19 protein-coding genes and 1 pseudogene are annotated in these 26204 nt (G+C 41.9%); 17 read left to right on the forward strand and 3 right to left on the reverse strand.

Features of this window, described 5'->3' with window-relative positions:
- Positions 1-60 precede the first annotated feature (60 nt).
- Positions 61-1257, reverse strand: a complete 1197-nt coding sequence (locus tag VM932_RS03340) for a heparan-alpha-glucosaminide N-acetyltransferase domain-containing protein (RefSeq protein ID WP_326277157.1) — start codon at positions 1255-1257, stop codon at positions 61-63.
- Positions 1258-1387: 130 nt separating this feature from the next.
- Between VM932_RS03340 and VM932_RS03345 the strand changes: the two genes are divergently transcribed.
- The 7 genes and pseudogenes from VM932_RS03345 (at position 1388) to VM932_RS03375 (ending at position 11606) form a co-directional block, all read left to right on the forward strand.
- A complete protein-coding gene (locus tag VM932_RS03345) occupies positions 1388-1924 on the forward strand; it encodes an NADPH-dependent FMN reductase (protein WP_326277158.1) in 537 nt (178 codons plus the stop codon).
- 3 nt (positions 1925-1927) lie between these two features.
- A complete protein-coding gene (locus tag VM932_RS03350) occupies positions 1928-3217 on the forward strand; it encodes an anthranilate synthase component I family protein (RefSeq protein WP_326277159.1) in 1290 nt (429 codons plus the stop codon).
- 417 nt (positions 3218-3634) lie between these two features.
- The gene (gene tilS, locus VM932_RS03355) at positions 3635-4942 is read left to right on the forward strand and encodes a tRNA lysidine(34) synthetase TilS (protein WP_326277160.1); all 1308 of its coding nucleotides are present in this window, start codon (positions 3635-3637) and stop codon (positions 4940-4942) included.
- Complete coding sequence (locus VM932_RS03360) at positions 4939-6918, forward strand: protein-disulfide reductase DsbD family protein (RefSeq protein WP_326277161.1); 1980 nt, start codon at positions 4939-4941, stop codon at positions 6916-6918. The genes tilS and VM932_RS03360 overlap by 4 nt, the downstream gene beginning before the upstream one ends.
- Positions 6919-7000: 82 nt before the next feature.
- Positions 7001-9388, forward strand: coding sequence for a penicillin acylase family protein (locus VM932_RS03365; RefSeq protein WP_326277162.1), 2388 nt, complete (start codon positions 7001-7003; stop codon positions 9386-9388).
- A 110-nt stretch (positions 9389-9498) separates the two neighbouring features.
- A pseudogene (locus tag VM932_RS03370) lies at positions 9499-11005 on the forward strand (YifB family Mg chelatase-like AAA ATPase).
- A 151-nt stretch (positions 11006-11156) separates the two neighbouring features.
- A complete protein-coding gene (locus VM932_RS03375; protein WP_326277163.1) occupies positions 11157-11606 on the forward strand; it encodes a hypothetical protein in 450 nt (149 codons plus the stop codon).
- On the opposite strand, the gene VM932_RS03380 is transcribed toward VM932_RS03375, so the two are convergent.
- Positions 11603-12046 carry a hypothetical protein gene (locus VM932_RS03380; RefSeq protein ID WP_326277164.1) on the reverse strand — a complete coding sequence of 148 codons (444 nt, stop codon included), beginning with the start codon at positions 12044-12046 and terminating at the stop codon, positions 11603-11605. The genes VM932_RS03375 and VM932_RS03380 overlap by 4 nt on opposite strands.
- A 181-nt stretch (positions 12047-12227) precedes the next feature.
- Between VM932_RS03380 and VM932_RS03385 the strand changes: the two genes are divergently transcribed.
- From VM932_RS03385 to VM932_RS03430, 10 genes are all read left to right on the forward strand, one after another.
- Positions 12228-13424, forward strand: a complete 1197-nt coding sequence (locus VM932_RS03385; protein WP_326277165.1) for an Nramp family divalent metal transporter — start codon at positions 12228-12230, stop codon at positions 13422-13424.
- A 206-nt stretch (positions 13425-13630) separates the two neighbouring features.
- Positions 13631-14374: a 5-oxoprolinase subunit PxpA gene (gene pxpA / locus VM932_RS03390; RefSeq protein ID WP_326277166.1), complete on the forward strand. Its 744-nt coding sequence runs from the start codon at positions 13631-13633 to the stop codon at positions 14372-14374.
- On the forward strand, positions 14371-15105 hold the full coding sequence (gene pxpB, locus VM932_RS03395) for a 5-oxoprolinase subunit PxpB (RefSeq protein WP_326277167.1): 735 nt from the start codon (positions 14371-14373) through the stop codon (positions 15103-15105). Before pxpA ends, pxpB begins: the two co-directional genes overlap by 4 nt.
- Entirely contained in the window at positions 15098-15937 is an 840-nt protein-coding gene (locus VM932_RS03400) for a 5-oxoprolinase subunit C family protein (protein WP_326277168.1), read from the forward strand. The genes pxpB and VM932_RS03400 overlap by 8 nt, the downstream gene beginning before the upstream one ends.
- A 359-nt stretch (positions 15938-16296) precedes the next feature.
- On the forward strand, positions 16297-17973 hold the full coding sequence (ilvD, locus tag VM932_RS03405; RefSeq protein WP_326277169.1) for a dihydroxy-acid dehydratase: 1677 nt from the start codon (positions 16297-16299) through the stop codon (positions 17971-17973).
- Between the two features lie 36 nt (positions 17974-18009).
- Positions 18010-19743 (forward strand): biosynthetic-type acetolactate synthase large subunit, encoded by a 1734-nt coding sequence (gene ilvB / locus VM932_RS03410; RefSeq protein ID WP_326277170.1) that lies wholly within the window; start codon positions 18010-18012, stop codon positions 19741-19743.
- 75 nt (positions 19744-19818) lie between these two features.
- Positions 19819-20346, forward strand: a complete 528-nt coding sequence (gene ilvN, locus VM932_RS03415; RefSeq protein ID WP_326277171.1) for an acetolactate synthase small subunit — start codon at positions 19819-19821, stop codon at positions 20344-20346.
- Between the two features lie 24 nt (positions 20347-20370).
- Complete coding sequence (gene ilvC, locus VM932_RS03420) at positions 20371-21846, forward strand: ketol-acid reductoisomerase (protein ID WP_326277172.1); 1476 nt, start codon at positions 20371-20373, stop codon at positions 21844-21846.
- Positions 21847-21863: 17 nt separating this feature from the next.
- Positions 21864-23129 (forward strand): threonine ammonia-lyase, encoded by a 1266-nt coding sequence (gene ilvA, locus VM932_RS03425; RefSeq protein ID WP_326277173.1) that lies wholly within the window; start codon positions 21864-21866, stop codon positions 23127-23129.
- A gap of 161 nt (positions 23130-23290) precedes the next feature.
- Positions 23291-24883 carry an NADP-dependent glyceraldehyde-3-phosphate dehydrogenase gene (locus VM932_RS03430; RefSeq protein WP_326277174.1) on the forward strand — a complete coding sequence of 531 codons (1593 nt, stop codon included), beginning with the start codon at positions 23291-23293 and terminating at the stop codon, positions 24881-24883.
- Between the two features lie 254 nt (positions 24884-25137).
- Here the strand turns inward: VM932_RS03430 and leuB are convergent, their stop codons facing one another.
- A complete protein-coding gene (gene leuB, locus VM932_RS03435) occupies positions 25138-26196 on the reverse strand; it encodes a 3-isopropylmalate dehydrogenase (protein WP_326277175.1) in 1059 nt (352 codons plus the stop codon).
- Between the last annotated feature and the right edge of the window lie 8 nt (positions 26197-26204).

A 26204-nucleotide genomic window follows, 5' to 3' on the forward strand; every position in this document is an offset into this window, starting at 1 on the left:
CTTAAAAACACGTATTTTAGATAACCTCAAAGCATTCAGTCTTAGGATTGAATGCTTTTTTTAGCTTCTGACCGTACGTAAAACTCTTCTGAGGAATAACCGAACTCTGATAAAAAGCTCTCTTAGCACAGGAATGGAAATTTCTTTCAGTTCAATAAGTTGGTACTTGGCATAAGAAATGCCCAAAGCAAGCTGTGATTTGATATTCGCTTCGTATCGGTTGTACTGTAACGATAAAAATGTACAAACCATCATAAAAGCGAGAGCGCCTGCAACCACAATTTCAGGCGAAAGTGAATGTTTAAAGAAACGGTACAGCCCCAATCCAGTGAAACTTCCATAAAGTACAACAAAATGAATCACGTAGATAGAAAGCGTACTTGCACCAATTTTCAGAACTGTTTTGTTCGTCATAAATCGGCGAAGGATCATGAATATGGCAAAAACAACGAGCACATTGCCCAAACGGATAAATAAATAGTTGTTGGATAGTATTAAGTTGAACAATTCCAACCCGGTCCAGTCATAAAGTCCTTTAAAAACATTGGAAGATTGATATATTAAAAAATAACCAATCGCCAACGCTATGGAAATTGCCAAAGAGTATAAATATTTATAGTTTTTATATCGCTTAAAAAGCACCGAGATAAAGGCACCCAAAGTAGTATATCCAAACCAAGGAGCAATGGTAAACACCGAACCATTGGCCTTGGTAAAATAATTGGCGATAAAATCGGGCAAAAAAGCAAAAGTCCAATCCTTGTAAACCCGTTCGAACAGAAAAAGTGACAAAGTAATGCTGATCAGAACAATAGGGAACACATATTTTTTTCTATTGGCGGTAAGCAAATATGTACCAATAAGACCTAGAATGGAAAGCCCGATACAATGGAGCACATCTACCAAATAAAACGAATTGTAAATTTCACCTTTAAGGAGCCCTCCAAGATTCAAACGTAGTAAATAACCAATGGCCAATAGCTGTAAGCCACGACGAATACCTTTGGACACCCTCGGGTTTTCCATTCCGTTTTGTGGAACCCGAATCAATAAATAAGTAAATATAAAGCCAGAAACGGTAAAGAAAACAGGAGCGGTAATTCCTCTAAAATATAGCCAAACATTGTAAACAGAATTGCTTGAGTCCCTAAAAACAGGATCCAACAAACCATCGATGAAGTGTCCTTGCAACATCATCAAAATGGCCCATGCGCGCATGGCGTCTATAAAAAATAACCTGTTATTCTTGGCTGTCATTTGGTTCACATTCAACCTATATACTTGTTTAGCAGGTAGTTTGGACGTTTCTCGTGCCAAAAATATGCAAAATAGTCGCATGTCTGCTTCAATCGGGGTATTTTAGCGAAACAATTAATGATTTTATACTATGGCTGCAATTTTGGCATTTGCCGGGAGCAATTCTTCCACTTCTATCAACTTTAAATTAGTAAAACTCACGACTGCATTAGTGCAAAACCATGATATCCAGACGCTAGACATGGCAGAACACCCTTTTCCCGTGTTCAGTGAAGACCTTGAAAAAGAAGAGGGGTATTCCGCTTCGTTGAAGGAATTGAAAGAACAAATAAATAGTGCTAGCGGTCTAATTTTGTCCGTTAACGAACACAACGGAAATCCTTCGGCCTATTTTAAAAATGTATTGGATTGGCTTTCCCGCATGGACCGCAAGTTTTTGGAGGGCACAAAAGTGCTGTTAATGTCCACTTCTGGAGGAAAGAGAGGGGGAAAAGGTTCCTTGACGGTGGTTGAAAATATGCTGCCGAGGTTTGGTGCGGAAATTGTAGCTATCTTTTCCTTGCCATCTTTTTATGATAAGTTTAGTGAAGAGGGCATTTTGGACGAAACCTTAAAAAATGAACACCAAAATGCATTGAACACCTTTTTGGATGCACTAAAACAATAGGTATTGCGAACACACCGTTCCTTTAAGATAAACTCCCTTTTACAAAGTAAAAAGGCGCTGCTCCAATGGTCTAGGGCTTACCAGAGCGTGATTTGGTTGGATAGCAACTCGCACCGGGATGCATATTCCAGTTTCGAAGCCTGCCTAGCCGTTGGCGCATCCCAAATATTGATGGGCGTTGATGAGCTTCAAACTTTTGTGGACTGGCAAAAGGATTGGGTTTTTGGGTATTTTTCCTATGATTTTAAAAATGAATTGGAAGATTTGATTTCCGAGAATTTAGATGTTCTTGGATTTCCTATGCTGCAATTTAATCAACCTAACAAAATTATAATGGTTGATGATGGACAGCTTCATTTTAAGTATTTGAACGCTTTTGCCCACGAAATTGAAGCCGATTATGCTGAGATTATCAATTTTCATCAAATGGATTCCCCAAAGAAACAGCCGAGCGACCCCATTAAAATTAAAATGCGGATTCACAAGGACGCCTATTTTGAAAAAGCCAACCGTTTTTTGGAGCATATCCACCGTGGCGACATTTATGAAGCTAATTTTTGTCAGGAATTTTATGCAGAAGATATTTCCATTGACCCTTGGCATACCCATCACAAATTAAACAGCATTTCCGAACCGCCGTTTTCCGTATTTGCGAGATTAAGGGATATGTATTTGATGTCTGCTTCGCCCGAAAGGTACATCAAAAAAATGGGACAAAAAGTGATTTCACAACCCATAAAAGGAACTGCACCGCGTGGAAATGGTGAAGAGGATGATCAAAGAATCAAAAAAGAATTGTTCCAAGATGAAAAAGAGCGCTCAGAGAACATCATGATCACGGATTTAGTCCGCAACGATTTGTCCAAGAGCGCTTTAAAAGGTTCTGTGCAAGTCGAAGAGCTCTGTAAACTATACACTTTTAAGCAAGTACATCAGTTGATCTCCACCGTAGTTTCAACGGTTCCAAAGGATAAGAATTCCATAGAACTGATCAAGGAAACATTCCCCATGGGCAGTATGACGGGTGCCCCGAAGATTTCAGCAATGAACATTATTGAAGATTTGGAGGAAACCAAACGAGGTTTGTACAGCGGAGCCGTAGGTTATTTTGACCCCAACGGTGATTTTGATTTTAACGTAGTGATTCGGAGTATTTTGTACAACGCCACTAAAAAATATGTATCTTTTTCTGTTGGAAGTGCCATTACCGCAAAATCCGACCCAGAAAAGGAGTACGAAGAATGTTTGCTTAAAGCTAAAGCTATGCGGACCGTTTTGGAGGAAAGCGAATAAAGCTGGATGTTAGTTGATAAGTGTCAAGTTCCTTGCCTACGGCAGGCAGGCAAGTTCAAGTTCCAATAACTGAAGCTCTAAAAGTATCGGGCTTTGACACGAATGGCACATATCATCACGAATATCACTTATTTCGAGTTGTCATCCTGAGCATTTGAAGGAGCAGTCGATAATCTTTTTTGGGCAAAAAGGTAAAGGGTTGGACGCGAATTTCACTAATATCTCGAATCAAGTGCAAGTTCAAGAACCAAGATATAAGAACTGGATCATCCAGAAACCAGCAACCAGCAACCAGCAACCGGGATTGGACTTCTGACACCGAGCATCCAACACCGAACATCTAACAACAAAAGAATCCAACAACTGAATAGCAAGGTCGATGGCCGGAAGACTAAGGTTTATTTGTAAATTCGCGCTATGTTCCCAAAGTTCAAAGCGTACATTAACAAGGAGATGCCTTTCCTAAAAGAAAAGAAGCTATTGTTGGCCTGCAGTGGAGGTTTGGACAGTATCGTATTGACACATTTGTGCAAAGCGGCCAACTTGAACATCGCTTTGGCACATTGCAATTTTAAGCTACGTGGTGATGAAAGTGATGGGGACGAAACGTTTGTACGTCAACTAGCATCCGATTTTGGTATTGAAGTCTTTGTGATGTTATTTGAGGCCGAGAAATATGCCGAAACCCAGCGTTTGTCCGTTCAGATGGCAGCAAGGGAGTTGCGTTACCAATGGTTTTCGGGTTTGATAAAAACCAAAGGTTATGATTATATTTTAACGGCCCACCATGCGGATGATAGTTTGGAGACCTTTTTGATCAATCTATCGCGCGGTACGGGAATAGAAGGCCTTTCCGGTATTCCTGAAGTGAACGAACATGTGGTTCGGCCGTTGCTACCCTTTTCCCGAAGCGAGATTTTGGCCTATGCCGAATCAAAAGGTGTTGATTGGCGAGAAGATAGCAGCAATGTCAGCACCAAATACCTTCGGAACAAGATTCGTCATCAAATTGTGCCCGTTTTAAAGGAATTGCATCCCACTTTTTTGCAAAATTTTCTGACTACCCAAAATCATTTGCAACAATCAAACGATTTGGTCCTTAATCATTTAAATGAATTAAAGTCCAAGTTGTTTGAGCAGCGAGACGGTGATATTAAAATTAGCATTGCAGCACTGGAACAACTACAACCGTTGGATGCTTACTTGTATGGACTGTTCAAAGATTATGGGTTTACAGAATGGAACGATGTAAAAGACCTTTTGTCCTCCATGAGTGGCAAACAAGTAGTTTCCAAAACACACCGATTGCTCAAGGACAGGGATTTTCTGATTCTCTCTGAAATAAAGAACAAGGTAAGCGGAACATACCTTGTTCATATAGATGGAACTCTATCCGAGTTGCCCATAAAACTAAAGCTGGAAAATGTTGAGACCTTAGAAAAACAGGGGCGAAATGTTGTATTTTTGGATAAGGAAAAGTTAAACTTTCCGTTAGTGTTAAGAAATTGGGAAAAAGGCGACTATTTTTATCCCTTCGGGATGCAGGGCAAGAAAAAACTGTCCAAGTTTTTTAAGGATGAAAAACTGGATGTGATTTCAAAAGATAAGCAATGGTTGCTCTGCTCGGACAATAAAATTGTTTGGGTAGTGGGCAAAAGAGCGGACGAACGATTCAAGGTTGATGATTCAACCCGAGAAATTATAAAGATTACACAACTTACATGAGACTATTAGTACTCTGTTTAGGATTATTCTTCATCAATTTAACCACATTCGCTCAAACGGATGAGAATCCTGCGGTTTGGAGCCATGAGGTACATAAATTGTCCGACACTGAATACGAGCTGGTGTTCAAGGGCAAAATCATGGACGGGTGGCACGTATATTCGCAATACACGGCCGAAGGAGGTTCCTTGCCCAGCGAATTTTCTTTTGAAAAAGCAGGCGAGGACTACGAACTTATTGGTAAAACCGAAGAAAGTGAGACCATAAAGGAGTACAGCGATATTTTTGAGGTAGAAGAGACCTTTTTCAAAAAAGAGGCCATCTTCACCCAAAAGATAAAGTTGCTTGATCCAGAGGTAAATCAAATTTCGGTAAACCTGTTTTATCAGATTTGTAAGGAAGTCTGTCTACCTGTAGATCATCTTTTTCAAATTTCGTTGGATGGGAGTGGCTTTGTGGCCGAAGAAGCGTCCTTGGACGAACGGAGTTTGGCTTTGGGCGAGTCTCTTAAATTGGATTTAAAGAACAAAAACCTCTTGAATCAAAATGGGGTATCCGATTCCGAAGGAAAGTCCAACTTATGGGTAATTTTTGGATTGGGATTCATCGGTGGTCTTATTGCCTTGTTGACGCCCTGTGTGTTCCCCATGATTCCGTTAACGGTTTCCTTTTTCACCAAACAAACCCAGAACAAATCCAAGGGAATAGGCAATGCCTTATTGTACGGATTCTTTATCGTTTTAATTTATTTTTTGTTGAGCTTGCCGTTCCACTTGTTCAATTCGGTGGACTCACAAATTTTGAATACCATAGCCACCAATATTTGGCTCAACGTATTCTTCTTTGTCATTTTTGTGTTCTTTGCCTTTTCATTTTTTGGTTATTACGAACTCACCTTGCCCAGCTCATGGGCTAATAAAATGGATTCTGCATCATCCAAATTAGGAGGGGGACTGGGCGTCTTTTTTATGGCATTGACCTTGGCTATCGTATCTTTTTCGTGTACAGGACCCATTTTGGGCGGACTTTTGGGCAGTACAACTCTTGCCGAAGGCAATGTGGCCACTAACTTAACATCGGGAATGGTTGGTTTTGGTTTGGCTTTGGCCTTGCCATTTGCTTTGTTCGCTATGTTTCCAGCTTGGTTGAATTCCTTGCCAAAATCCGGCGGTTGGATGACCACCGTTAAAGTAGTGCTCGGCTTTTTGGAGCTGGCCTTGGCCTTTAAATTCCTATCAAATGCCGATTTAGTTGGGAACTGGGGCATTTTTAAACGGGAAATATTTGTGGGGATATGGGTAGTGCTCTTTGTTTTAATGACATTATACCTCTTCGGAATATTCAGATTTCCGCACGATGGCCCCAAGAAAAATTTGTCACCAGCCAGAAAAATAGTAGGCTTGTTAAGCCTTGCTTTTAGCGTTTACTTGATTCTTGGTCTTTTCAATATCACCCAATTAAAATTGCTGAGTGGTTTTCCTCCGCCAAGTTTTTACAGCGTTGTGGAAACAGAAAGCGATTGTCCGTTAGGATTGGATTGCTTTAAGGATTTTGAGGAAGGCCTGACTCATGCGCAAGAGGTGAACAAACCCATTTTGCTCGATTTTACGGGGTGGGCCTGTGTAAATTGTAGAAAAATGGAAGAAAACGTCTGGAGCGACCCCGATATTTACCCCATCATCCAAGAGGATTACGTGTTGATTTCCCTTTATGTAGATGATAGAAAGGAACTTCCAGAGGAGCACCAATTCGATTTTAAATATGATTCTGGAAGGGTAAAAGCCATTGAAACCATTGGTCAAAAATGGGGAACATTCCAGACAATCAATTTCAATGCTGCATCGCAGCCATATTATGTGCTACTTTCCCCAAACTTGGAAATTTTAAACGAAGCGGTACAGTATGTAGATGCTGAAACTTATGAGAAATGGTTGAAATCCGGCTTGGAAAAACACCATCTTTCTATGAATAAATAATTGATATTTGTCAATATTTTTTTTCAACCATCTAAAAAAATAATTATACCTTAGGATGGATTAATAGACTTAACCCATCTTCGTGAAAAACTACAAAAAGATTCTTCTTGTTCTTGCAGGATTGCTTCTACTTGTAATTATTGGCATTACTATATTTATTAACAGTCTTAAACCAGATTATGGTGGAGAAAAAGCCTTGTCGGGCCTCTCCAATGAGGTAACAACTTATTTTGACCCCTACGGGATTCCCCATATTTATGCAGATAATGAAACAGATGCCATAAGAGCATTGGGCTATGTACATGCCCAAGATAGATTATGGCAAATGGAATTGTTGCGAAGGGTGGCCAAAGGACAACTTTCCGAAGTTTTTGGTGCGGACATGATCAAAACCGACAAGTTTTTCCTGTCTTTGGGTATCGCTGACCATACCAAAGAAACAATAGCGGCATTGGACATGCAGAGTGAGGCCATAGTACTATCCCGAGCTTATTTGGATGGCATTAATGAGTTTGTAAAAAACGGGCCAACACCTATTGAGTTTTATTTGACAGGGATTGAAAAGGAGCCATTCACCATTGAAGATGTTTACAATGCCGTTGGATACATGGCCTTTAGTTTTGCCATGGCGCACAAAACAGATCCATTGTTGACAAGTATACGCAATAAACTAGGTGAGGAGTATATTGATGACCTGGCCATACATTCGGATACTTCCACGGTTTGGATTAAAAACTTTAAAGGAGTCGAAACAGATACTATGGGAACAAATATTACCGCGAGTGTATCGGCAGCTTTGGATAAACTTCCCATTCCGCAGTTTGAAGGGAGCAATAGCTGGGTGGTAGCCCCACAAAAGACCAAAAATGGTAAAGTGATTTTGGCCAACGACCCACATATAGGTTTTGCCCAACCCTCTGTATGGTACGAGGCCCATGTAAGTACCCCAGCCTATGAAAAATATGGGTATCATTTAGCTGGAGTTCCTTTCCCTTTGTTAGGCCATGATAGAAAGCTGGCCTACGGCCTCACCATGTTCGAGAATGACGATATTGATTTTTATTACGAAGAAACCCATCCATCCGACAGTACTAAATACAAAACCTTAGAGGGCTGGAAGGATTATGAATTTATCCATAAAACCATCAAAGTAAAGGACGGGGATGATGTGGTTTTCAGTTATAAGAAAACGCATCACGGCCCTGTTCTAAATAACATTGCCGACCAAATTTCCGGAGAACGGCCCGTGGCCATGTCTTGGATATACACCAAACCCAAAAATAGGGTGATGCACACTCTTTACAGTATGAGCCATGCCACCGATATGGAGGAATTTAAAAGCGCCTTGCCCAACATCCATGCACCTGGGCTTAATGTAATGTATGGTGATGCCGAGGGCAATGTGTCCTGGTGGGCTACAGCAAAACTTTACGAAATGCCCGATGGCCTATCCACCAAGTTTATTTTGGACGGAACCACGGGGAAAGAGGAGCCACTACGTTATTTGGATTTTTCCGAAAACCCCATGGCCGAAAACCCACCTTGGAATTATGTGTATTCTGCCAACAATCAACCAGACTCTATTGTGGGAATGTTGTATCCTGGCTATTATTTGCCCGAGAACCGTGCCAAGCGAATAGTTCAACTACTCGACGCAAAAGACGATTGGGACAAGGAGTCAATTTCAAAAATGATGCTGGATGTTACTTCGCCAGTAAACACGGAATTGGTTACAGAATTGATAAAACTGTTGGATGTAACCCATTTAAACACCGAACAGTTGGTAATGGTAGATTCTTTAAAGAATTGGAACGGAAAATACGCTTTAACGAGCACTAGTCCAACACTTTATCATAGAGCACTTTATTATATGGTAAAGAATACTATGGAGGATGAGCTTGGACCAGAAATGTTCAAACAGTTTTTGAAAACTCATTTGTTCAAAAGACAGATTGCTTGGGGAGCCAAAATGGAAAATGGGAAATGGTGGGATAACATAAACACTAAGGAGATTACTGAAACAAGACAGGACATAATCATTAAATCCTTTGCCGATGCTTGGAGTTCCCTAGTTAAGGACTTTGGCCCCGACCCTAGCCAGTGGACTTGGGATAAAGTACACACTCTGGAGCACCAACACCCGTTTGGACAAGTAGCTTCGCTCCGTAAATATTTTAATGTGGGCCCGTTTCCGGTTACAGGAACTCGTGAGGTTATCAATAACCTATCGTTCCCTTATGATAGTACAGGGTTGTACAAGGTAAGTTCTGGTCCGTCCACAAGACGTGTCATTGATTTTTCGGATGTGGAGAACAGTATCAGTATATTGCCAACGGGGCAATCTGGAAACCCTTTTAGCAAACACTACGATGATCAAGCCGAAATGTATGTCAATGGAAAGTTCCGTAAAATGATGATGAACAAGCAGGAAATCCAAGAAACCGCTGCATCCATTTTAATCTTCCGTTAATTCAAAAGGGGCTTTCGTCAATTCAAATTAGGGTATTCGTCAAAAGGGAGTTCTTTTTGAAGTGGGATTGGCTATTTTTCAGTCTTTTTTTCAACTAGAGAAATTCCATCATGCTCATAAAAGTTTACGGTAGTGCCGTATTTGGAATAGGGGCAACCACCATTGTCGTAGAGGTCAACATAGATAAAGGCATCGGGTGCCACTTGGCAGGGTTGCCCGATAATGCCATAAAAGGAAGTAACTACAGGATTGCGACTGCTCTTCAAAACAATGGATACAGAATTCCCGGCAAAAAAATAACCATCAACATGGCTCCGGCCAATCTAAGAAAAGTAGGGTCGGCTTACGATCTTACTTTGGCCATTGAAATTTTGGCGGCATCTTGCCAAATTCGTTCAGAAGACATTAATACATACTTGATCATGTGAGAGCTTTCTTTGAATGGAAGTCTACAACCCATAAAAGGTGCTTTGCCCATTGCCTTAAAAGCCAAGAAGGAGGGGTTTGAAACATTTATTTTACCCAAAGAAAATGTGAAAGAAGCTGCCGTTGTAGAAGGACTAAAAGTATATGGCGTTGAAAAGATTAAAGAGGTCTTTGATTTTTTTGATGCCGATATTCCTTTGGAACAGACCCATGTGGATACCCGAAGGGAATTTTACGAGCACTTGCATCTTCCAGAGTTTGATTGTGCCGATGTAAAGGGACAAGAAAGTATAAAACGATGTATGGAAATAGCTGCGGCAGGTGGGTACAACATTATTTTGATAGGTCCGCCTGGGGCAGGAAAAACCATGTTGGCCAAAAGATTACCCTCCATTTTGCCTCCGATGACGCTTCACGAAGCTTTGGAAACCACCAAAATACAAAGCGTTGTGGGAAAAGTTAAAAATAAGGGGTTGATGAGTCAGCGTCCCTTTAGAAATCCACACCATACAATTAGTTCCGCAGCCTGATGAAATTTCTTTGTCCCATAATGGTGTACTTTTCTTGGATGTGCTACCGGAATTTGAGCGCCGTATACTGGAAGTGATGCGTCAGCCCATGGAAGAAAGGGAAGTAACCATTGCCCGTGCACAGTTTACGGTAACCTATCCCAGTAGTTTTATGTTGGTTGCAAGTTTGAATCCGAGTCCCGGAGGGTATTTTAGCGACCCTGATACATCCGTCACATCCTCTCCCGCAGAAATGCAACGCTATTTTGGGAAAATATCGGGTCCGGTGTTGGATAGAATAGACATTCATATTGAAGTAACCCCTGTTCCTTTTGACAAATTGTCCGAAGAACGAAAAGGGTAGAGTAGTATTGTTATAAGAAAAAGTGTGGAAGCCGCACACGAAATACAAACCCAAAGATTTCAAGAGGTTGGATGTATCCACTACAACGCCCAAATGGGCACAAAACATATTAGAAAGTTTTGTAAGTTGAATGAGTTTTCCAAAAACCTTTTAAAAGATGACATGCAGCATTTAAACCTTTCTGCTAGGGCTTACGACCGCATTTTGAAGGTATCCCGGACCATAGCCGATTTGGCACAGTCCGAAGATGTAGTGGAAAACCATATTTCTGAAGCTATTCAATACCGAAGTTTGGATAGGGAAGGTTGGTTGGGTTGATTGGAACAAACCACATCAAAAGAAAAGCGTATTGGATAAAATATAGTTTAAAGAGCTGTTCTTCAACAAATTCGCAATAGCACAACCTTAATTGGAAAGATACTCAAGGAAATAGTTAAATGTTGGTTAAACGTCTGTTTTTAAATGTCTTATGTCTTATTTTTGCGCGATTTTAGAGAATTCAGAGAATATGCAATGTGTGGAATTGAACCCAGTAGGGAACTTTGACCCTTGGGAGCAAGAAAGGATTGATGAATTACTGCATCAAGAAATTAAAGAATCGTTGAGCAATAAGTTGGTTTTTGAAGACGAGAGCATAAAACTATGGGATTTGCACTTGGCTCCTGGTGATCGACTTTCTTTTAGAAGACACAATACCAATTATGGTTGGGTCTGTACCACCGGAGGTTTGGTGATTACCCGTTATGGCAACGGAAAAATAGATATGATCAAATTAAACCCCGGCGATACCGATTTCTTTGAAAATAGGGGCAAAGACTACATCAACGACTTGGAGAATATTGGAGAGCATACCATAGTCATCAATATTTTGGAATATAAGCAAACCAAAAGGGCGGACAGTATGCAGTTCTGCAATTAAATCGCTTTCATATTAGCCTTTAGGCCTGCAATAATGCCCAAAATGTTTTCTACTGTTTCATCCAAGTAGTATTTAATGGCCAAATGCGGTATTCTTATGGTGGTAAACCCATTCTTAAAAGAATGCATGGCATCTTCCAAATCGCTTATTGCCTGTTCGTGGGTTATCATATTGTAATTCTTGTCAATCTCAATGTTGAGTTTAACACGGGAAATCGCAATATCAACAGATCTTTTACCGTCCCACCACTCCAGCATAGGGTGAACTCCGGCGTCTTTTAAGGCGTAAAACAAATGTATGGCGTCAATTGGAGTGTCGTTGTCGAGAATTACTTTTTTGATCAGTTTCGTATGTCGTTCGCAAAGCGCTACACCTAAAGATTCATTAGAAGCTTTAAACTGTTGGGGGTTAATGTCTTTGCCGCAATCCTTACATGTCATAAGTTTTTGTCAAGTTTAAGTCTAAGTATGATTTGGTGATATTATAACTTTGAGATTTTTGAAATAGTATAAAAAATCGATGTACGACAACCTACTTTTAGACGAAATACACTTTTTTGGATGAAATGCATGTTTTGTCCAGATATCCTGTTAATTTAATCGCTCCTAAACCAAAGAACCAATGTTTAAAAAAATAGGGCCGGGTGTGTTGGTTGCAGCTGCTTTTGTGGGCCCGGGAACCATCACCATGTGCACCTTGGCCGGAGCACGCTTTGGCTACGCTTTAATTTGGGCATTATTGGTGTCTATTATCGCAACCATTGTATTGCAGGGCATGGCAGGTAGAATCGGTCTGGTGACCCAAAGCGGTCTCGTGGATGTAGTTGGGACCGAACTTAAAACACCATGGATCCGAAACTTTGTAATCGCGATAGTTTTGGGAGCTATTTTGGTAGGTAATGCCGCTTACGAAGCTGGTAATATTGGCGGCGCCACTCTTGGACTTGAACAGCTTTTATCACAACAACAAATAAAACCTTTTTTGCCAGCGATCATTGGTAGTGTTATATTTCTGCTGCTCTGGTTAAGCAGCTATAAGATTTTGGAAAAGATATTTGTTGGGTTGGTCGGCATTATGGGATTGAGTTTTGTGATTTCTGCCATCATCACCCAGCCATCAATTTCAGAAATCCTCAAAGGAATGTTTGTGCCACAATTGCCCGAAGGAGGTTTGCTAACGGTTATTGCTTTGGTGGGTACTACAGTGGTTCCTTATAATCTCTTTTTGCACGCATCGTTGGTAAAGGAAAAATGGCATTCCAAAAACGATTTAAAGGCCGTGAATTGGGACACCATCATCTCTATTGGTTTGGGCGGAATGGTCTCCATAGCCATACTTATTACAGCTTCTGCGGCGCCTATTTCGGATATCAACCATGCGTTGGACATGGCCAAGTCTTTGGAACCCCTATTCGGAAAAATGGCGGTTTACTTTATGGCAACAGGGTTATTGGCAGCAGGGATTACCTCTGCCATTACAGCGCCTTTGGCTGCAGCCTATGTGGCAAGTAGTTGTTTTGGTTGGCAAGGTGGCATGCAGAACAGAAAATTCAAAATGGTGTGGGGTATTGTACTTTTATGCGGTGTGGTTTTCCTTTCCTTTGATATAAAACCAATCGAAGTGATTCAATTTGCCCAGGTCGCCAACGGAATATTGCTTCCCGTGATGGCCTTGTTGCTGTTATGGGTGGTGAACAAAAAATCCGTGATGGGAGAAAACAAGAATTCCCTGATGCAAAATGTACTGGGAATTACCATTGTGGTATTCGCTATATTTCTTGGAGCAAAAAGTATATTTAAAGTCATGGGGCCTTTTTAATTCAGTAAGCAGAAAAAAACTAAAGTTCAAGTACAAAAATATTCGTGGTGGTTAGTGAAATTTGTGTCTACAGGCGGGCGGGCGTTCAACGTTACACTTCGGACACCGGTGGTGAGCACCAAATTCTAAAACAGAAAACCTGCTTCGGACATCAGATTTCAGACTTTTAACGCAATAACAAAATAACCCAATAACCCAATAACCCAATGAAAACATGGCAAATAGACATTAATTGTGATGTAGGCGAAGGTGTTGGTAACGAAGCCGATATTTTTCCTTACATAAGTTCTTGCAACATTGCTTGTGGAGGTCACGCAGGGAATCAAGAAACCATATTGAATGTTGTCTCCCTTGCCAAGAACCATAATCTAAAAGTCGGTTCGCATCCATCATACCCGGACAAAGCCAATTTTGGAAGGGAAGTGATGGACATTTCAAACCAAGACCTAATACAAAGTATTAGAAAACAATTGGCAGCTTTTGATGAGGTGTTGGAACAAAAACAAATCAAATTGCATCACATTAAAGCGCATGGGGCTTTGTACAATCAAACCGCTAAGGATGAAAATTTGGCAAAGGTGTATTTGGAGGCCGTTATTGATTATAAGGATAAGGCCATTCTTTACGTTCCCTTTGGTTCAGTAATGGCAAAAATGGCAATGGAAAAAGGTTTTAAGGTTTGGTTTGAAGCGTTTGCGGACAGAAACTACAATTCCGATTTGTCGCTCGTCCCCAGAAAACAAGGAAATGCATTAATTGAAGAGCCCGAAGCGGTGTTGCAACATATTTTACCCATTATTAAAAAAGGTAGAGTTTTATCGGTTGATGGTGCATCCAAGGAAATCCAAGCCAATACCCTTTGTATTCATGGCGATACGGTTTCTGCCTTAAAAATATTAATGTATCTTTCAAAAGAATTAGCCATGAATCAGGTGCAGATACAAAAATGAAAAGTTACCCCATTAGCATCAAGCCCTTCGGAGAACGAGCTGTTTTAGTGGAATGGCCCGGAGAGGTAAGTGAATCCATTTTGGCAGATATCCTCGATTTTATGGACGCCTTTAAAGCGCTGAAAATTTCTGGCTGGGAAATGTCCGTTGCCTATAATTCGTTGACCATGGTCTACAACCAAGACCATATAGATTTTGAGGAGACCAAAAACTTGATTCTTGACTGCCAAGAAAAGCAAGCCAAATCAAAAACAGAAAGAGTACAGCATTTATGGACCCTTCCTGTATGCTACGACCATGAGTTTGGAGTGGATATGGAAGAAACGGCCAAAACCCTTAATCTTTCAATAGAAGAACTTATAAAGCAACATACCTCGCACCAATATGTGGTGTATGGAATCGGTTTTTTGCCAGGCTTTATGTACTTGGGCGGACTTCCAACATCTTTGGAGATTCCCCGTAGAGCAGAACCTAGATTAAAGGTTCAAAAGGGTTCGGTGGGATTGGCCAGCAAGCAAACGGGTATTTATCCGCAAGATTCACCAGGGGGCTGGAACATTATAGGGAATTGTCCCGTTAACTTATTCGACCCAGGTAAAAAGGAACCTTGTTTTGTAAAAGTAGGGGACAAGATACAGTTCGAGAGCATATCCAAAGCAGAGTACAAGCTTCATAAAATTGAGGGCGAAGTAGGCATTTACGAACCCGAAAAAGTTGTTTTGAATGCTTAAAGTATTAAAACCGGGCCTTTATTTAACCATCCAAGACCTTGGTAGGTATGGGTACAGGGATATTGGTGTTCCAATTTCAGGAGCAATGGATGTGGAATCAGTTAAAAAGGCCAATCTTTTATTGGAGAATGATGAGAACGATGCCGTTTTGGAAATTACCATGACGGGTCCCACACTACAGTTTGATACCGATACGTATATTAGTTTGTCCGGAGCACATATTGTGGCCACCCTGAACAACGAACCTGTTGATAATTACACGGTGATCAAGGTGGTTAAGGGTGATATTTTATCGTATGGTAGGCTAGAGAAAGGATTCAGGGGGTATTTGGCGGTTAAAGGCGGTTTTCAGTCGAAAAAACTACTCAATAGCCGTTCACAATTTTACCCTGTCACTCAATCTGCCAGACTTAAAGATGGCGATGAGATACCATACAGGGAGACCTTGCACTACGAGCCCAAAATATCGGAAGTAAAGATTGAGGAGCATTTTGAAATAAATAAACTAAAGGTCTATAAAGGTCCAGAGTTTTCCTTGTTGTCAGATGCCCAACTCACCGAGATTTTTGCCACACCATTCACCATATCCAAAGAAAATAACCGAATGGCCTACCAGCTTTCGGAATTAATTATGGGACATTCACATTCCATGTTGACCTCGGGAACTTTACCGGGCACTATTCAACTTACCCCAGCAGGCCGCATGATCATTTTAATGAAGGATGGTCAAACCACAGGTGGCTACCCCAGAATACTTCAACTTTCGGAAGAGTCTATCTCCATTTTGGCGCAGAAAAAGTATGGGGATGAGCTGAATTTTAAACTTGTTTAGAAACAAGTTTCATTTTATTTATAAACCAAACCTTATTTTTTCGTACCATTGAAGTATGAAAAGAAATAAACAAGTCATTGTAGAGGTCATTATTATCCCAGAAAAGGGGTAATACAGACTTGCAATTGACTTAAAAGGCCTGTATCCCATACGATACAGGCCTTTTTTATTGCAATAAAATTAATTGAATGTTGGAATTTTAATCAATCTAAAAAACTGAAAAACAGCTATTTATGTTTATTATGTTTCCAGTGGATTTAAACAGCAGGTAACTGTTAAAAATCTTGGGCTTTTTAAACATTTATCTTTGAATTGCGGTATAAATTCAGAAGAATACTGTATTTGAATGAAATTTGACAATGGAATTGAACAAGTTTAGTAAAAAAGTAACACAAGACCCAACACTGCCAGCGGCTCAAGCTATGCTGCACGCGATTGGATTAACAGATGAAGATCTTCAAAAACCTTTAATAGGGATTGCAAGTACAGGCTACGAGGGGAACCCTTGCAATATGCACTTGAATGATCTAGCCCTCGATGTGAAAAAAGGAGTAGAGTCCTCCAATTTGGTCGGACTTATCTTTAACACCATTGGGGTGAGCGATGGAATATCCAATGGAACTCCAGGAATGCGATACTCCTTGCCATCTAGGGACATCATTGCAGATTCCATTGAAACCGTAATCCATGCCATGAGCTACGACGGATTGGTCACCGTGGTAGGGTGCGATAAAAACATGCCCGGTGCCCTTATGGCGCAATTGCGACTCAACCGCCCATCTATTTTGGTGTATGGCGGAACCATTGCTCCGGGGTGTCACAACAATAAAAAATTGGATATCATCTCAGCTTTCGAGGCTTACGGACAAAAAGTGGCGGGAGCCATAGATGAAACGGAATACAAGGAAGTCATCCATAAAGCATGCCCAGGAGCTGGAGCTTGTGGAGGGATGTACACCGCCAATACTATGGCTTCTGCCATTGAGGCCATGGGAATGTCCATGCCGTTCAACTCGTCCATTCCGGCGGTAAACGATAAAAAGCAGGCGGACTGTGAAGCATCAGGTGCCGCTTTGTTGCATTTGTTGAAGGAAGACATCAAACCAAGGGACATTGTTACTAAAAAATCATTGGAAAACGCATTTAGGTTGGTCACCGTGCTTGGTGGCTCTACCAATGCCGTGCTTCACTTTATGGCCATTGCACACGCTGCTGAGGTCGATTTCACCTTGGAAGACATTACAAGAATTAGTGAATCCACTCCCTTATTGGCCGATTTAAAGCCAAGTGGAAAATACTTGATGGAAGACCTCCATAAAGTAGGTGGTGTTCCAGCGGTATTGAAATATATGCTGAAGGAAGGCATGCTTCATGGTGATTGTATGACCGTTACCGGAAAAACATTGGCGGAAAACCTATTGGATGCCCCTGATTTGGCCGAAGGACAGGATATCATCAGAAAGAAGGAGCAACCTATTAAAGATACCGGTCATATTCGTATTTTATATGGAAACCTCGCTTCCGAGGGTGCCGTGGCTAAAATCACAGGCAAAGAAGGGTTGGAGTTTACCGGAACAGCTCGTGTTTTTGATAGCGAAACTGCGGTGAATCATGGAATCCATAACGGACAAGTGCAAAAAGGCGATGTAGTGGTCATCCGTTACGAAGGTCCAAAAGGAGCTCCGGGAATGCCCGAAATGTTAAAACCTACATCTGCTATTATGGGTGCCGGACTTGGAAAGGATGTTGCACTGATAACCGACGGAAGATTTTCTGGTGGTTCCCACGGGTTCGTGGTCGGTCACGTTTCCCCGGAAGCCCAAGTAGGTGGCGGGATTGCCTTGGTAAAAGATGGGGATGAAATCACCATTGATGCCGTAAACAACACCATCAACATCAATATATCGGACGAAGAGTTCGAACAACGAAGAAAAGAATGGAAGCAACCTGAGTTAAAAATCAAATCAGGAAGCTTATATAAATATGCCAAAACGGTATCATCCGCCTCCAAAGGTTGTGTTACCGACTTGTTTTAACAATAATTGTAGGGGTATCTCCCTAAATATAGGCTTATGGAGACATTAAAAGCACAAAAAAAAGATAGTAAAAACCAAAAGGCAATTAGGATTACTGGCGCAGAGGCCATTATCCATTGTTTACTTGCCGAGGGAGTGGATTTGATTTATGGTTACCCCGGAGGGGCCATAATGCCCGTCTACGATGAATTATATAAATTTCAAGACAGATTGACCCATATTTTAACGCGCCACGAGCAAGGTGCAACACATGCAGCTCAAGGCTACGCAAGGGTTACGGGTAGGGTAGGAGTTGCCATGGCAACTTCTGGGCCGGGAGCGACCAATTTAGTAACCGGAATTGCCGATGCGCAGATAGATTCTACCCCAATGGTATGTATTACGGGGCAGGTGACCCGAAGCCTTTTGGGTTCCGACGCCTTCCAAGAAACGGATATCGTAGGTATTTCTACACCGGTTACTAAGTGGAACTACCAGATTACCAATGTGGAAGAGATTCCGGAAATAATGGCCAAGGCATTTTATATTGCCAAATCAGGAAGGCCTGGGCCTGTTTTGATAGACATAACTAAAAATGCTCAGTTCGACGAATTGGATTTTGTGTATGAAAAGTGCACCAAGGTCAGGAGTTACAAACCTGTTCCAAAGGTAGAACCAAACAGTGTCGAAAAGGCTGCGGGGTTGATTAATAGTGCCAAAAAACCATTTATCGTGTTTGGTCAGGGTGTGATTTTGGGAGAAGCTGAAGCAGAACTCAAAGCCTTTGTAGAAAAAACAGGAATTCCAGCAGCATGGACCATTCTTGGACTATCCGCAATGGATACCGACCATCCACTAAATGTGGGTATGGTAGGGATGCACGGTAACTATGGCCCCAATATGCTCACCAACGAATGTGATGTGCTCATTGCCATAGGAATGCGTTTTGATGATCGTGTAACAGGAAATTTAGATACCTATGCGAAGCAAGCCAAGATTATTCATTTTGAAATAGACCCAGCGGAAGTCAATAAAAATGTGAAAGTGGATGTGGCCGTTTTGGGCAATTCCAAGGAAACTTTGAGTGAGATATTGCCTTTAGTAAATAAAAATGAGCACAAGGAGTGGAAGGCCGAATTTGATAAAATGTATCAAATTGAATATGATACCTTAATCAACAATGACATCTATCCGACCAAGGAAGGGTTGACCATGGGAGAGGTAATTGAGCAAATCAATGTAGCTTCCGGTCATGAAGCTGTAATTGTTTCGGATGTGGGTCAGCACCAAATGATTGCTTGTCGTTATGCCAAGTTCAAACAATCCAAGAGCAATATAACCTCTGGTGGTTTGGGTACCATGGGATTTGGGCTTCCTGCCGCCATTGGAGCCAAAATGGGCGCTATGGACCGCGAGGTGGTGGCAATCATAGGAGACGGGGGTTATCAAATGACGATTCAGGAGCTTGGTGTTATTTTCCAACATAATGTGCCCGTAAAGATTGTGGTTTTGAACAACGACCACTTGGGCATGGTGCGTCAATGGCAAGAACTGTTCTTCGATAGACGATATGCTTCCACGGTAATGACAAACCCAGATTTTGTTAAAATCGCCGAGGGATATCAAATTAAATCAAGAAGAGTAACAGAACGTACAGACCTTAAAGCGGCCGTGCAGGAAATGATTGCATCCAAAGACCCATACTTTTTGGAAGTGAAAGTGGAAAAGGAGGACAATGTTTTCCCAATGATTCCATCTGGCGCTTCTGTTTCTGACATTAGATTAAAATAGAATATAGACCGCACCTTAATCAACTGCAAGGACATTTCCCTTCACGTTTTTCAAGTTGCAAGCATACAAAGTATTATGGAAAAACAATGGTATACCATCTCGGTGTATTCCGAAAATCATGTAGGACTGCTCAACAGAATATCAGGAATATTCTTAAAGCGACACATCAATATTGAGAGTTTAAATGTTTCAAAATCAGAGATTGAGGGTGTTTCTAAATTTACGATTGTGGTTTTCACGACCGAGGATTGGACACGCAAGATAGTTGGTCAGATAGAGAAGCAAATAGAGGTCATCAAGGCGTATTACCATACGGATGACGAAACTATTTATCAAGAATCGGCGTTGTTCAAGATTGCTTCGTATTTGTTGTTCGATGAAAGGCAGATTCAAAACATCATCAAAGAAAGCAATGCGCAGATCGTTACCGTAAACCGTGAGTTCTTTGCCCTGGCAAAAACAGGCCGTAGGCACGAAATAGACGAAATGCACGATGCACTTCTGCCTTATGGCATTATGCAGTTTGTGCGTTCGGGTAGAATTACGGTAACCAAGGCAGCGATGCCAATAAGCGAAATATTACAGGAATTTCAAGAAAACTAAATAGCATAAAATCAAATATTTAAAATGGCAAATTACTTTAACACACTATCACTTCGCGAACAACTGACCCAATTGGGAAAATGTAGATTTATGGATTCCAGCGAGTTTGCTGATGGTGTTACCGCACTGAAAGGAAAGAAAATAGTAATAGTTGGGTGTGGCGCCCAAGGGTTGAACCAAGGACTGAACATGCGTGACTCTGGTTTGGATATTTCCTATGCCCTGCGTCCAGCTGCAATCAAGGAGCAACGTCAATCCTACAAAAACGCCAAGGAAAACAACTTTGTTGTTGGAACCTACGAGGAATTGATTCCAACAGCCGATTTGGTCATTAACCTTACTCCGGACAAGCAGCACACTAACGTGGTAAGCACAGTAATGCCTTTGATGAAAAAAGGAGCAACCCTATCTTACTCCCACGGTTTCAACATTGTGGAAGAGGGGATGCAGGTGCGTGAGGATCTTACCGTGATTATGGTAGCGCCAAAAAGTCCCGGTTCCGAGGTGCGCGAAGAGTACAAAAGAGGATTTGGAGTACCGACTTTGATTGCCGTACACCCGGAAAACGACCCTGAAGGAAAAGGCTTGGAGCAAGCCAAAGCTTATGCTTCCGGTACAGGTGGGGATAAGGCAGGTGTTCTGGAATCATCGTTCGTGGCCGAAGTAAAGTCCGATTTAATGGGTGAGCAGACCATTCTTTGTGGGTTGTTGCAGACCGGTTCCATCCTTTCTTTCAACAAAATGATTGAAAAAGGTGTTGATGCCGCTTACGCTTCCAAATTGATTCAATATGGATGGGAAACCATCACAGAAGGTTTAAAGCAAGGGGGGATCACCAATATGATGGATCGTTTGTCCAATCCAGCCAAGATCAAAGCCTATGATTTGGCCGAAGAGTTGAAAGTAATTATGCGTCCTTTGTTCCAAAAGCACATGGACGACATTATGAGCGGACATTTCTCCAAAACCATGATGGAGGATTGGGACAATGGGGATAAAAACCTATTGGACTGGAGAGCTGCCACGGGAGAAACCGCTTTTGAAAAGACGCCCGCAGGAGATATGGAAATCTCGGAGCAAGAATACTACGATAATGGTGTGTTGATGGTCGCTTTTGTGAAATCTGGGGTGGAATTGGCCTATGAGACCATGACCGAGTCTGGAATTATTGGTGATTCGGCTTACTACGAATCGTTGCACGAAACGCCGTTAATTGCCAATACCATTGCGAGAAAGAAATTGTTCGAGATGAACCGCGTAATCTCCGATACGGCTGAGTACGGATGTTACTTGTTCGACCATGCGTGTAAACCACTTTTGACCGATTTCATGAAAAAAGTGGATACCGATATTATTGGTAAGCACTTTGGTGAAGGTAAAGATACCGGAGTGGACAACCTGAGGTTGATTGCCGTAAACAAAGCTATCCGTGAGCACGATGTAGAAGTTGTTGGTGCCAGGTTGCGTGCATCCATGACGGCCATGAAGCCAATCGGATAAAACAAAACCATTGGCCCATGAGTGACACTGTGGAAACTTATTTTCCGCAAATAGCGGATATTTATCAAGCAGCAAAAATTATCGCCCAAGTGGCGGAAGAAACGCCTTTGCAGCAAAGTATCCGCTTTACCAAATCCCATGGGGCCAATATTCTCCTAAAACGGGAAGACCTTCACAGAGTCCGCAGCTACAAAATCCGTGGTGCGTACAATAAGATTAGTTCACTCAGTCAAAAACAATTGGATAGCGGAGTGGTCTGTGCCAGCGCAGGAAACCATGCGCAAGGTGTTGCCTTTGCCTGTAGTCATTTACAGGTAAAAGGGACTATTTATATGCCCGTGGTGACTCCAAAACAGAAAATAGATCAGACTAAAATGTTTGGTGGCGATTGGGTTGATGTGGTTTTGGAGGGAGATACTTTTGACGATTCCAAAAAAGCGGCCCAATTGTTCTGTGGGCAAGAAGGGAAAACCTTTGTGCATCCATTTGATGATGAAAAGACCATTGAAGGACAGGCTACCGTTGGGTTGGAGATTCTGCAACAATCCAGCGAACCTATCGACTATGTTTTTGTTGCTGTTGGCGGAGGAGGATTGGCATCAGGACTTTGTGGTACATTTCGTGCCCTGTCTCCCAACACAAAAATTATTGGCATAGAGCCCGAAGGGGCGCCATCCATGCTAAAATCCATTGAACAGGGCGAACTGGTGGAGTTGGAAAACATTGATAAGTTTATCGATGGTGCAGCTGTTCAAAAAGTAGGAGGATTGACTTATCCCATTTGCAGGGAGTGCCTGCACAAAATGGTCACCGTTCCCGAAGGAAAGGTCTGCCAAACCATCTTGGATCTGTACAATCGGGATGCGATTGTTGTGGAGCCGGCAGGGGCTTTGACTATTGCTGCCCTAGATTATTTTAAGGAAGAAATTAAGGGCAAGAATGTGGTATGTGTGGTCAGTGGAAGCAATAACGACATTACCCGTACCGCGGAAATAAAGGAAAGAGCCTTGCTCTATGCCCAGTTGAAGCATTATTTTATTGTAAGGTTTCCACAGCGCCCGGGAGCATTAAAGGAATTTGTGGTAGATATCCTTGGGCCTACTGACGATATCACGCATTTTGAATACTCGAAGAAGTCAAGTAGGGAGAACGCACCGGCAATTGTTGGCGTGGAACTTAAATCTCCTGACGATTTACAACCCTTGATCCGACGAATGAAAGAAAACAACTTCTTTGGGGATTATCTCAACAACAAACCCGATTTGTTTCAATATTTGGTGTGATGCCACCAACATTTTTAAGCATCGTTTTTATAAACTGGGTTTTCCATCGTTTTCGAAACCAATTGCATAAAAACTTAAAGAGCTATCATTCGTTTTTATGTTAATTTTGTATAGGATGGGCGACCATTTCACTCAACACTAATCGCTTAAAACAACTAGTAATGGCTACAACTAAAACAGCAATACCTGAACAATATCAAATCACTGAAGAAATCCATCAAAAAACCTATTTGGTGCATGGAGAGCTCCGTAAATGGAGTGGGGATACAAGTCCTGTGGTTTCTACGATTTCCTCTACAGAAGAATATACCCCTACAACCTTGGGAAGTGTGCCCGATATGGGGGAGCCCGAAGCGATGGAGGCGTTGGATGCTGCTTTGGCCGCTTATGATAAAGGCCAAGGCCTATGGCCGACCATGAAAGTAAAGGACCGTATTGAATGCATGGAATCTTTTGTAAAGAAGATGGAGCAGAAGCGCGAAGAAGTCGTAAAGCTGCTGATGTGGGAGATAGGTAAATCCAAACCGGATTCCTATAAGGAGTTTGACCGTACCGTTGAGTATATTTATGATACCATAGAGGATTACAAACAATTGGACCGCGATAGTGCTAAATTTCAGAAGCATGATGGTGTATATGCCCATATTCGAAGAGGCCCGTTGGGTGTTGTTTTGTGTCTTGGTCCATACAACTACCCATTGAACGAGACCTTTGCTTTGTTGATTCCGGCCATCATTATGGGAAATACTACCATTTTTAAACCAGCAAAGCACGGGGTCCTACTGATCACACCGCTTTTGGAGGCATTTCAGAGCAGTTTTCCCAAAGGAGTGGTGAATATACTTTTTGGTCGAGGAAGGGCTGTAGCGGCGCCTATAATGAAAACAGGAAAGGTGGATGTGCTGGCCTTGATCGGGAATAGTGTTTCTGCCAATGCTTTGCAGGATCAACACCCAAAGAGCAATAGATTGCGTTTGGTTCTAGGATTGGAAGCAAAAAACCCGGCCATAGTACTTCCTGATGCTGAATTGGACTTAACGGTCAATGAATGCATTTCCGGAACATTGTCATTTAACGGACAGCGTTGCACCGCCTTGAAGGTGGTTTACGTACACGATGAAGTGAAAGATAAATTCTTGAAGAGCTTTGCTGAAAAAGTGGACGGACTAAAATTCGGAAATCCTTGGGATGATGGCGTCAACTTGACCCCGCTCCCCGAGACAGACAAGCCAGCATATATCCAAGAGTTGTTGGATGATGCCTTGGCAAAAGGGGCTAAAATCATCAACAAAAATGGAGGGAAGCATTTTGATAATTACATATGGCCAGCCGTGTTGTATCCTGTGACCAAAGATATGCGGGTATATCAAGAAGAACAATTTGGGCCTATAATTCCCGTACTTTCATTTAAAGAAATTGAAGAACCTTTGGACGATATGGCAGAATCCAACTACGGACAGCAAGTGAGTTTGTTTGGTAAGGATGTTTATACTTTGTCTCCGCTGATTGATTCTTTAGCCAACTTGGTCTGTCGCGTAAACCTTAACAGTTCTTGCCAGCGTGGGCCAGATGTTTATCCGTTTACAGGAAGAAAAGACTCAGCACAATCTACTTTGAGCGTGCATGATGCCCTGAGATCTTTCTCCATCAGAACATTTGTTGCTTTCAAAGACAATGATTTGAACACCCAGACCGTAGAACAATTAATGGAGGCTAAAGTGAGCAACTTCTTGAGTACGGATTATATTTTGTAGTGTAAATACGGTAAGGGCTCGCTGTATATTTTTATGAAAATTCGTCAATTCGAGTGTTTTTTGTAGGAACGAAAAAAATGTATCGAGAATCAGAATTTTATTGACAAAAACCTTGTTTCGATACTTTTTCCTTTGGAAAATATTCGAACTTACACTCTCTTGCTGCTGAAATATTCAAAATGCACAGCGAGTAGCAACAAATAAAGAAAGCCCCATTTTCGGGGCTTTCTTTATGGTTTTAATGTGTGGGTTGATTAAATATTCTTCGCTAACCAATCACCAACTTCGCTGGTTTTGTAGGCTTTTCCGCCATCGGCCAAATCTTCGGTAACCACACCATCGGCCAACGATTTGTTCACCACCTCGCGAATGGCTTCAGCCTCTTCCTTCAAACCAAAAGCGGTCTCGAACATCATGGCGGCTGAAAGCACAGTGGCCAATGGGTTGGCAATGTCCTTTCCTGCGGCTTGAGGGTATGATCCATGGATGGGTTCGAACAAGGAAGTTTTTTCGCCCAAGGATGCTGAGGGCATCAATCCCATAGACCCAGAAATCACTGAAGCTTCATCGGTTAAAATGTCTCCGAACAGGTTTTCTGTGATCAACACATCATAAGCACTGGGCCATTGCACCAAACGCATCGCTACGGCATCCACAAATTCATAGGATACTTCAACCTCAGGATAGTCTTTTTCCAATTTTTGAACAGTCTCTCTCCACAGGCGAGAAGTTTCCAAAACGTTGGCTTTATCCACACAGCATAGCTTTTTGGAGCGTTGCATGGCCATTTCAAAACCTTTCTTGGCCAGACGCTCAACCTCGGTGCGTGTATAGGTACAGGTATCGTAAGCGGTATTGTCATTGTCTTCACGACCTCTTTTCCCGAAATAGATACCTCCGGTCAATTCACGAAGAAAAACAAGGTCGGTACCTTCAATTCTTTCTTTTTTCAATGGAGATTTATCAATCAACGAGGGAAAAGTGAAGGTTGGACGAACATTGGCAAACAATCCCAGCCTTTGACGCATCTTCAATAATCCTTGCTCTGGACGTACTTTAGCGGATGGGTCGTTGTCAAAACGTGGATGACCAATGGCTCCAAAAAGAACGGCATCTGCAGCAACACAGGCTTCGTGGGTTTCATCCGGGTACGGTTCACCTACGGCATCAATCGCTGCGGCTCCTGTAAGGGCAGGAGTCCAGCTTATTTCGTGTCCGAACTTCGCAGCTACGGCATCGGATACTTTTACAGCTTGATCTATTACTTCTGGGCCAATTCCATCTCCGGCCAAGAGCGCTATGTTTAGTTTCATTCTATTTA

The sequence above is a fragment of the Flagellimonas halotolerans genome (genome assembly GCF_035818535.1).
Classification (GTDB): domain Bacteria; phylum Bacteroidota; class Bacteroidia; order Flavobacteriales; family Flavobacteriaceae; genus Flagellimonas; species Flagellimonas halotolerans.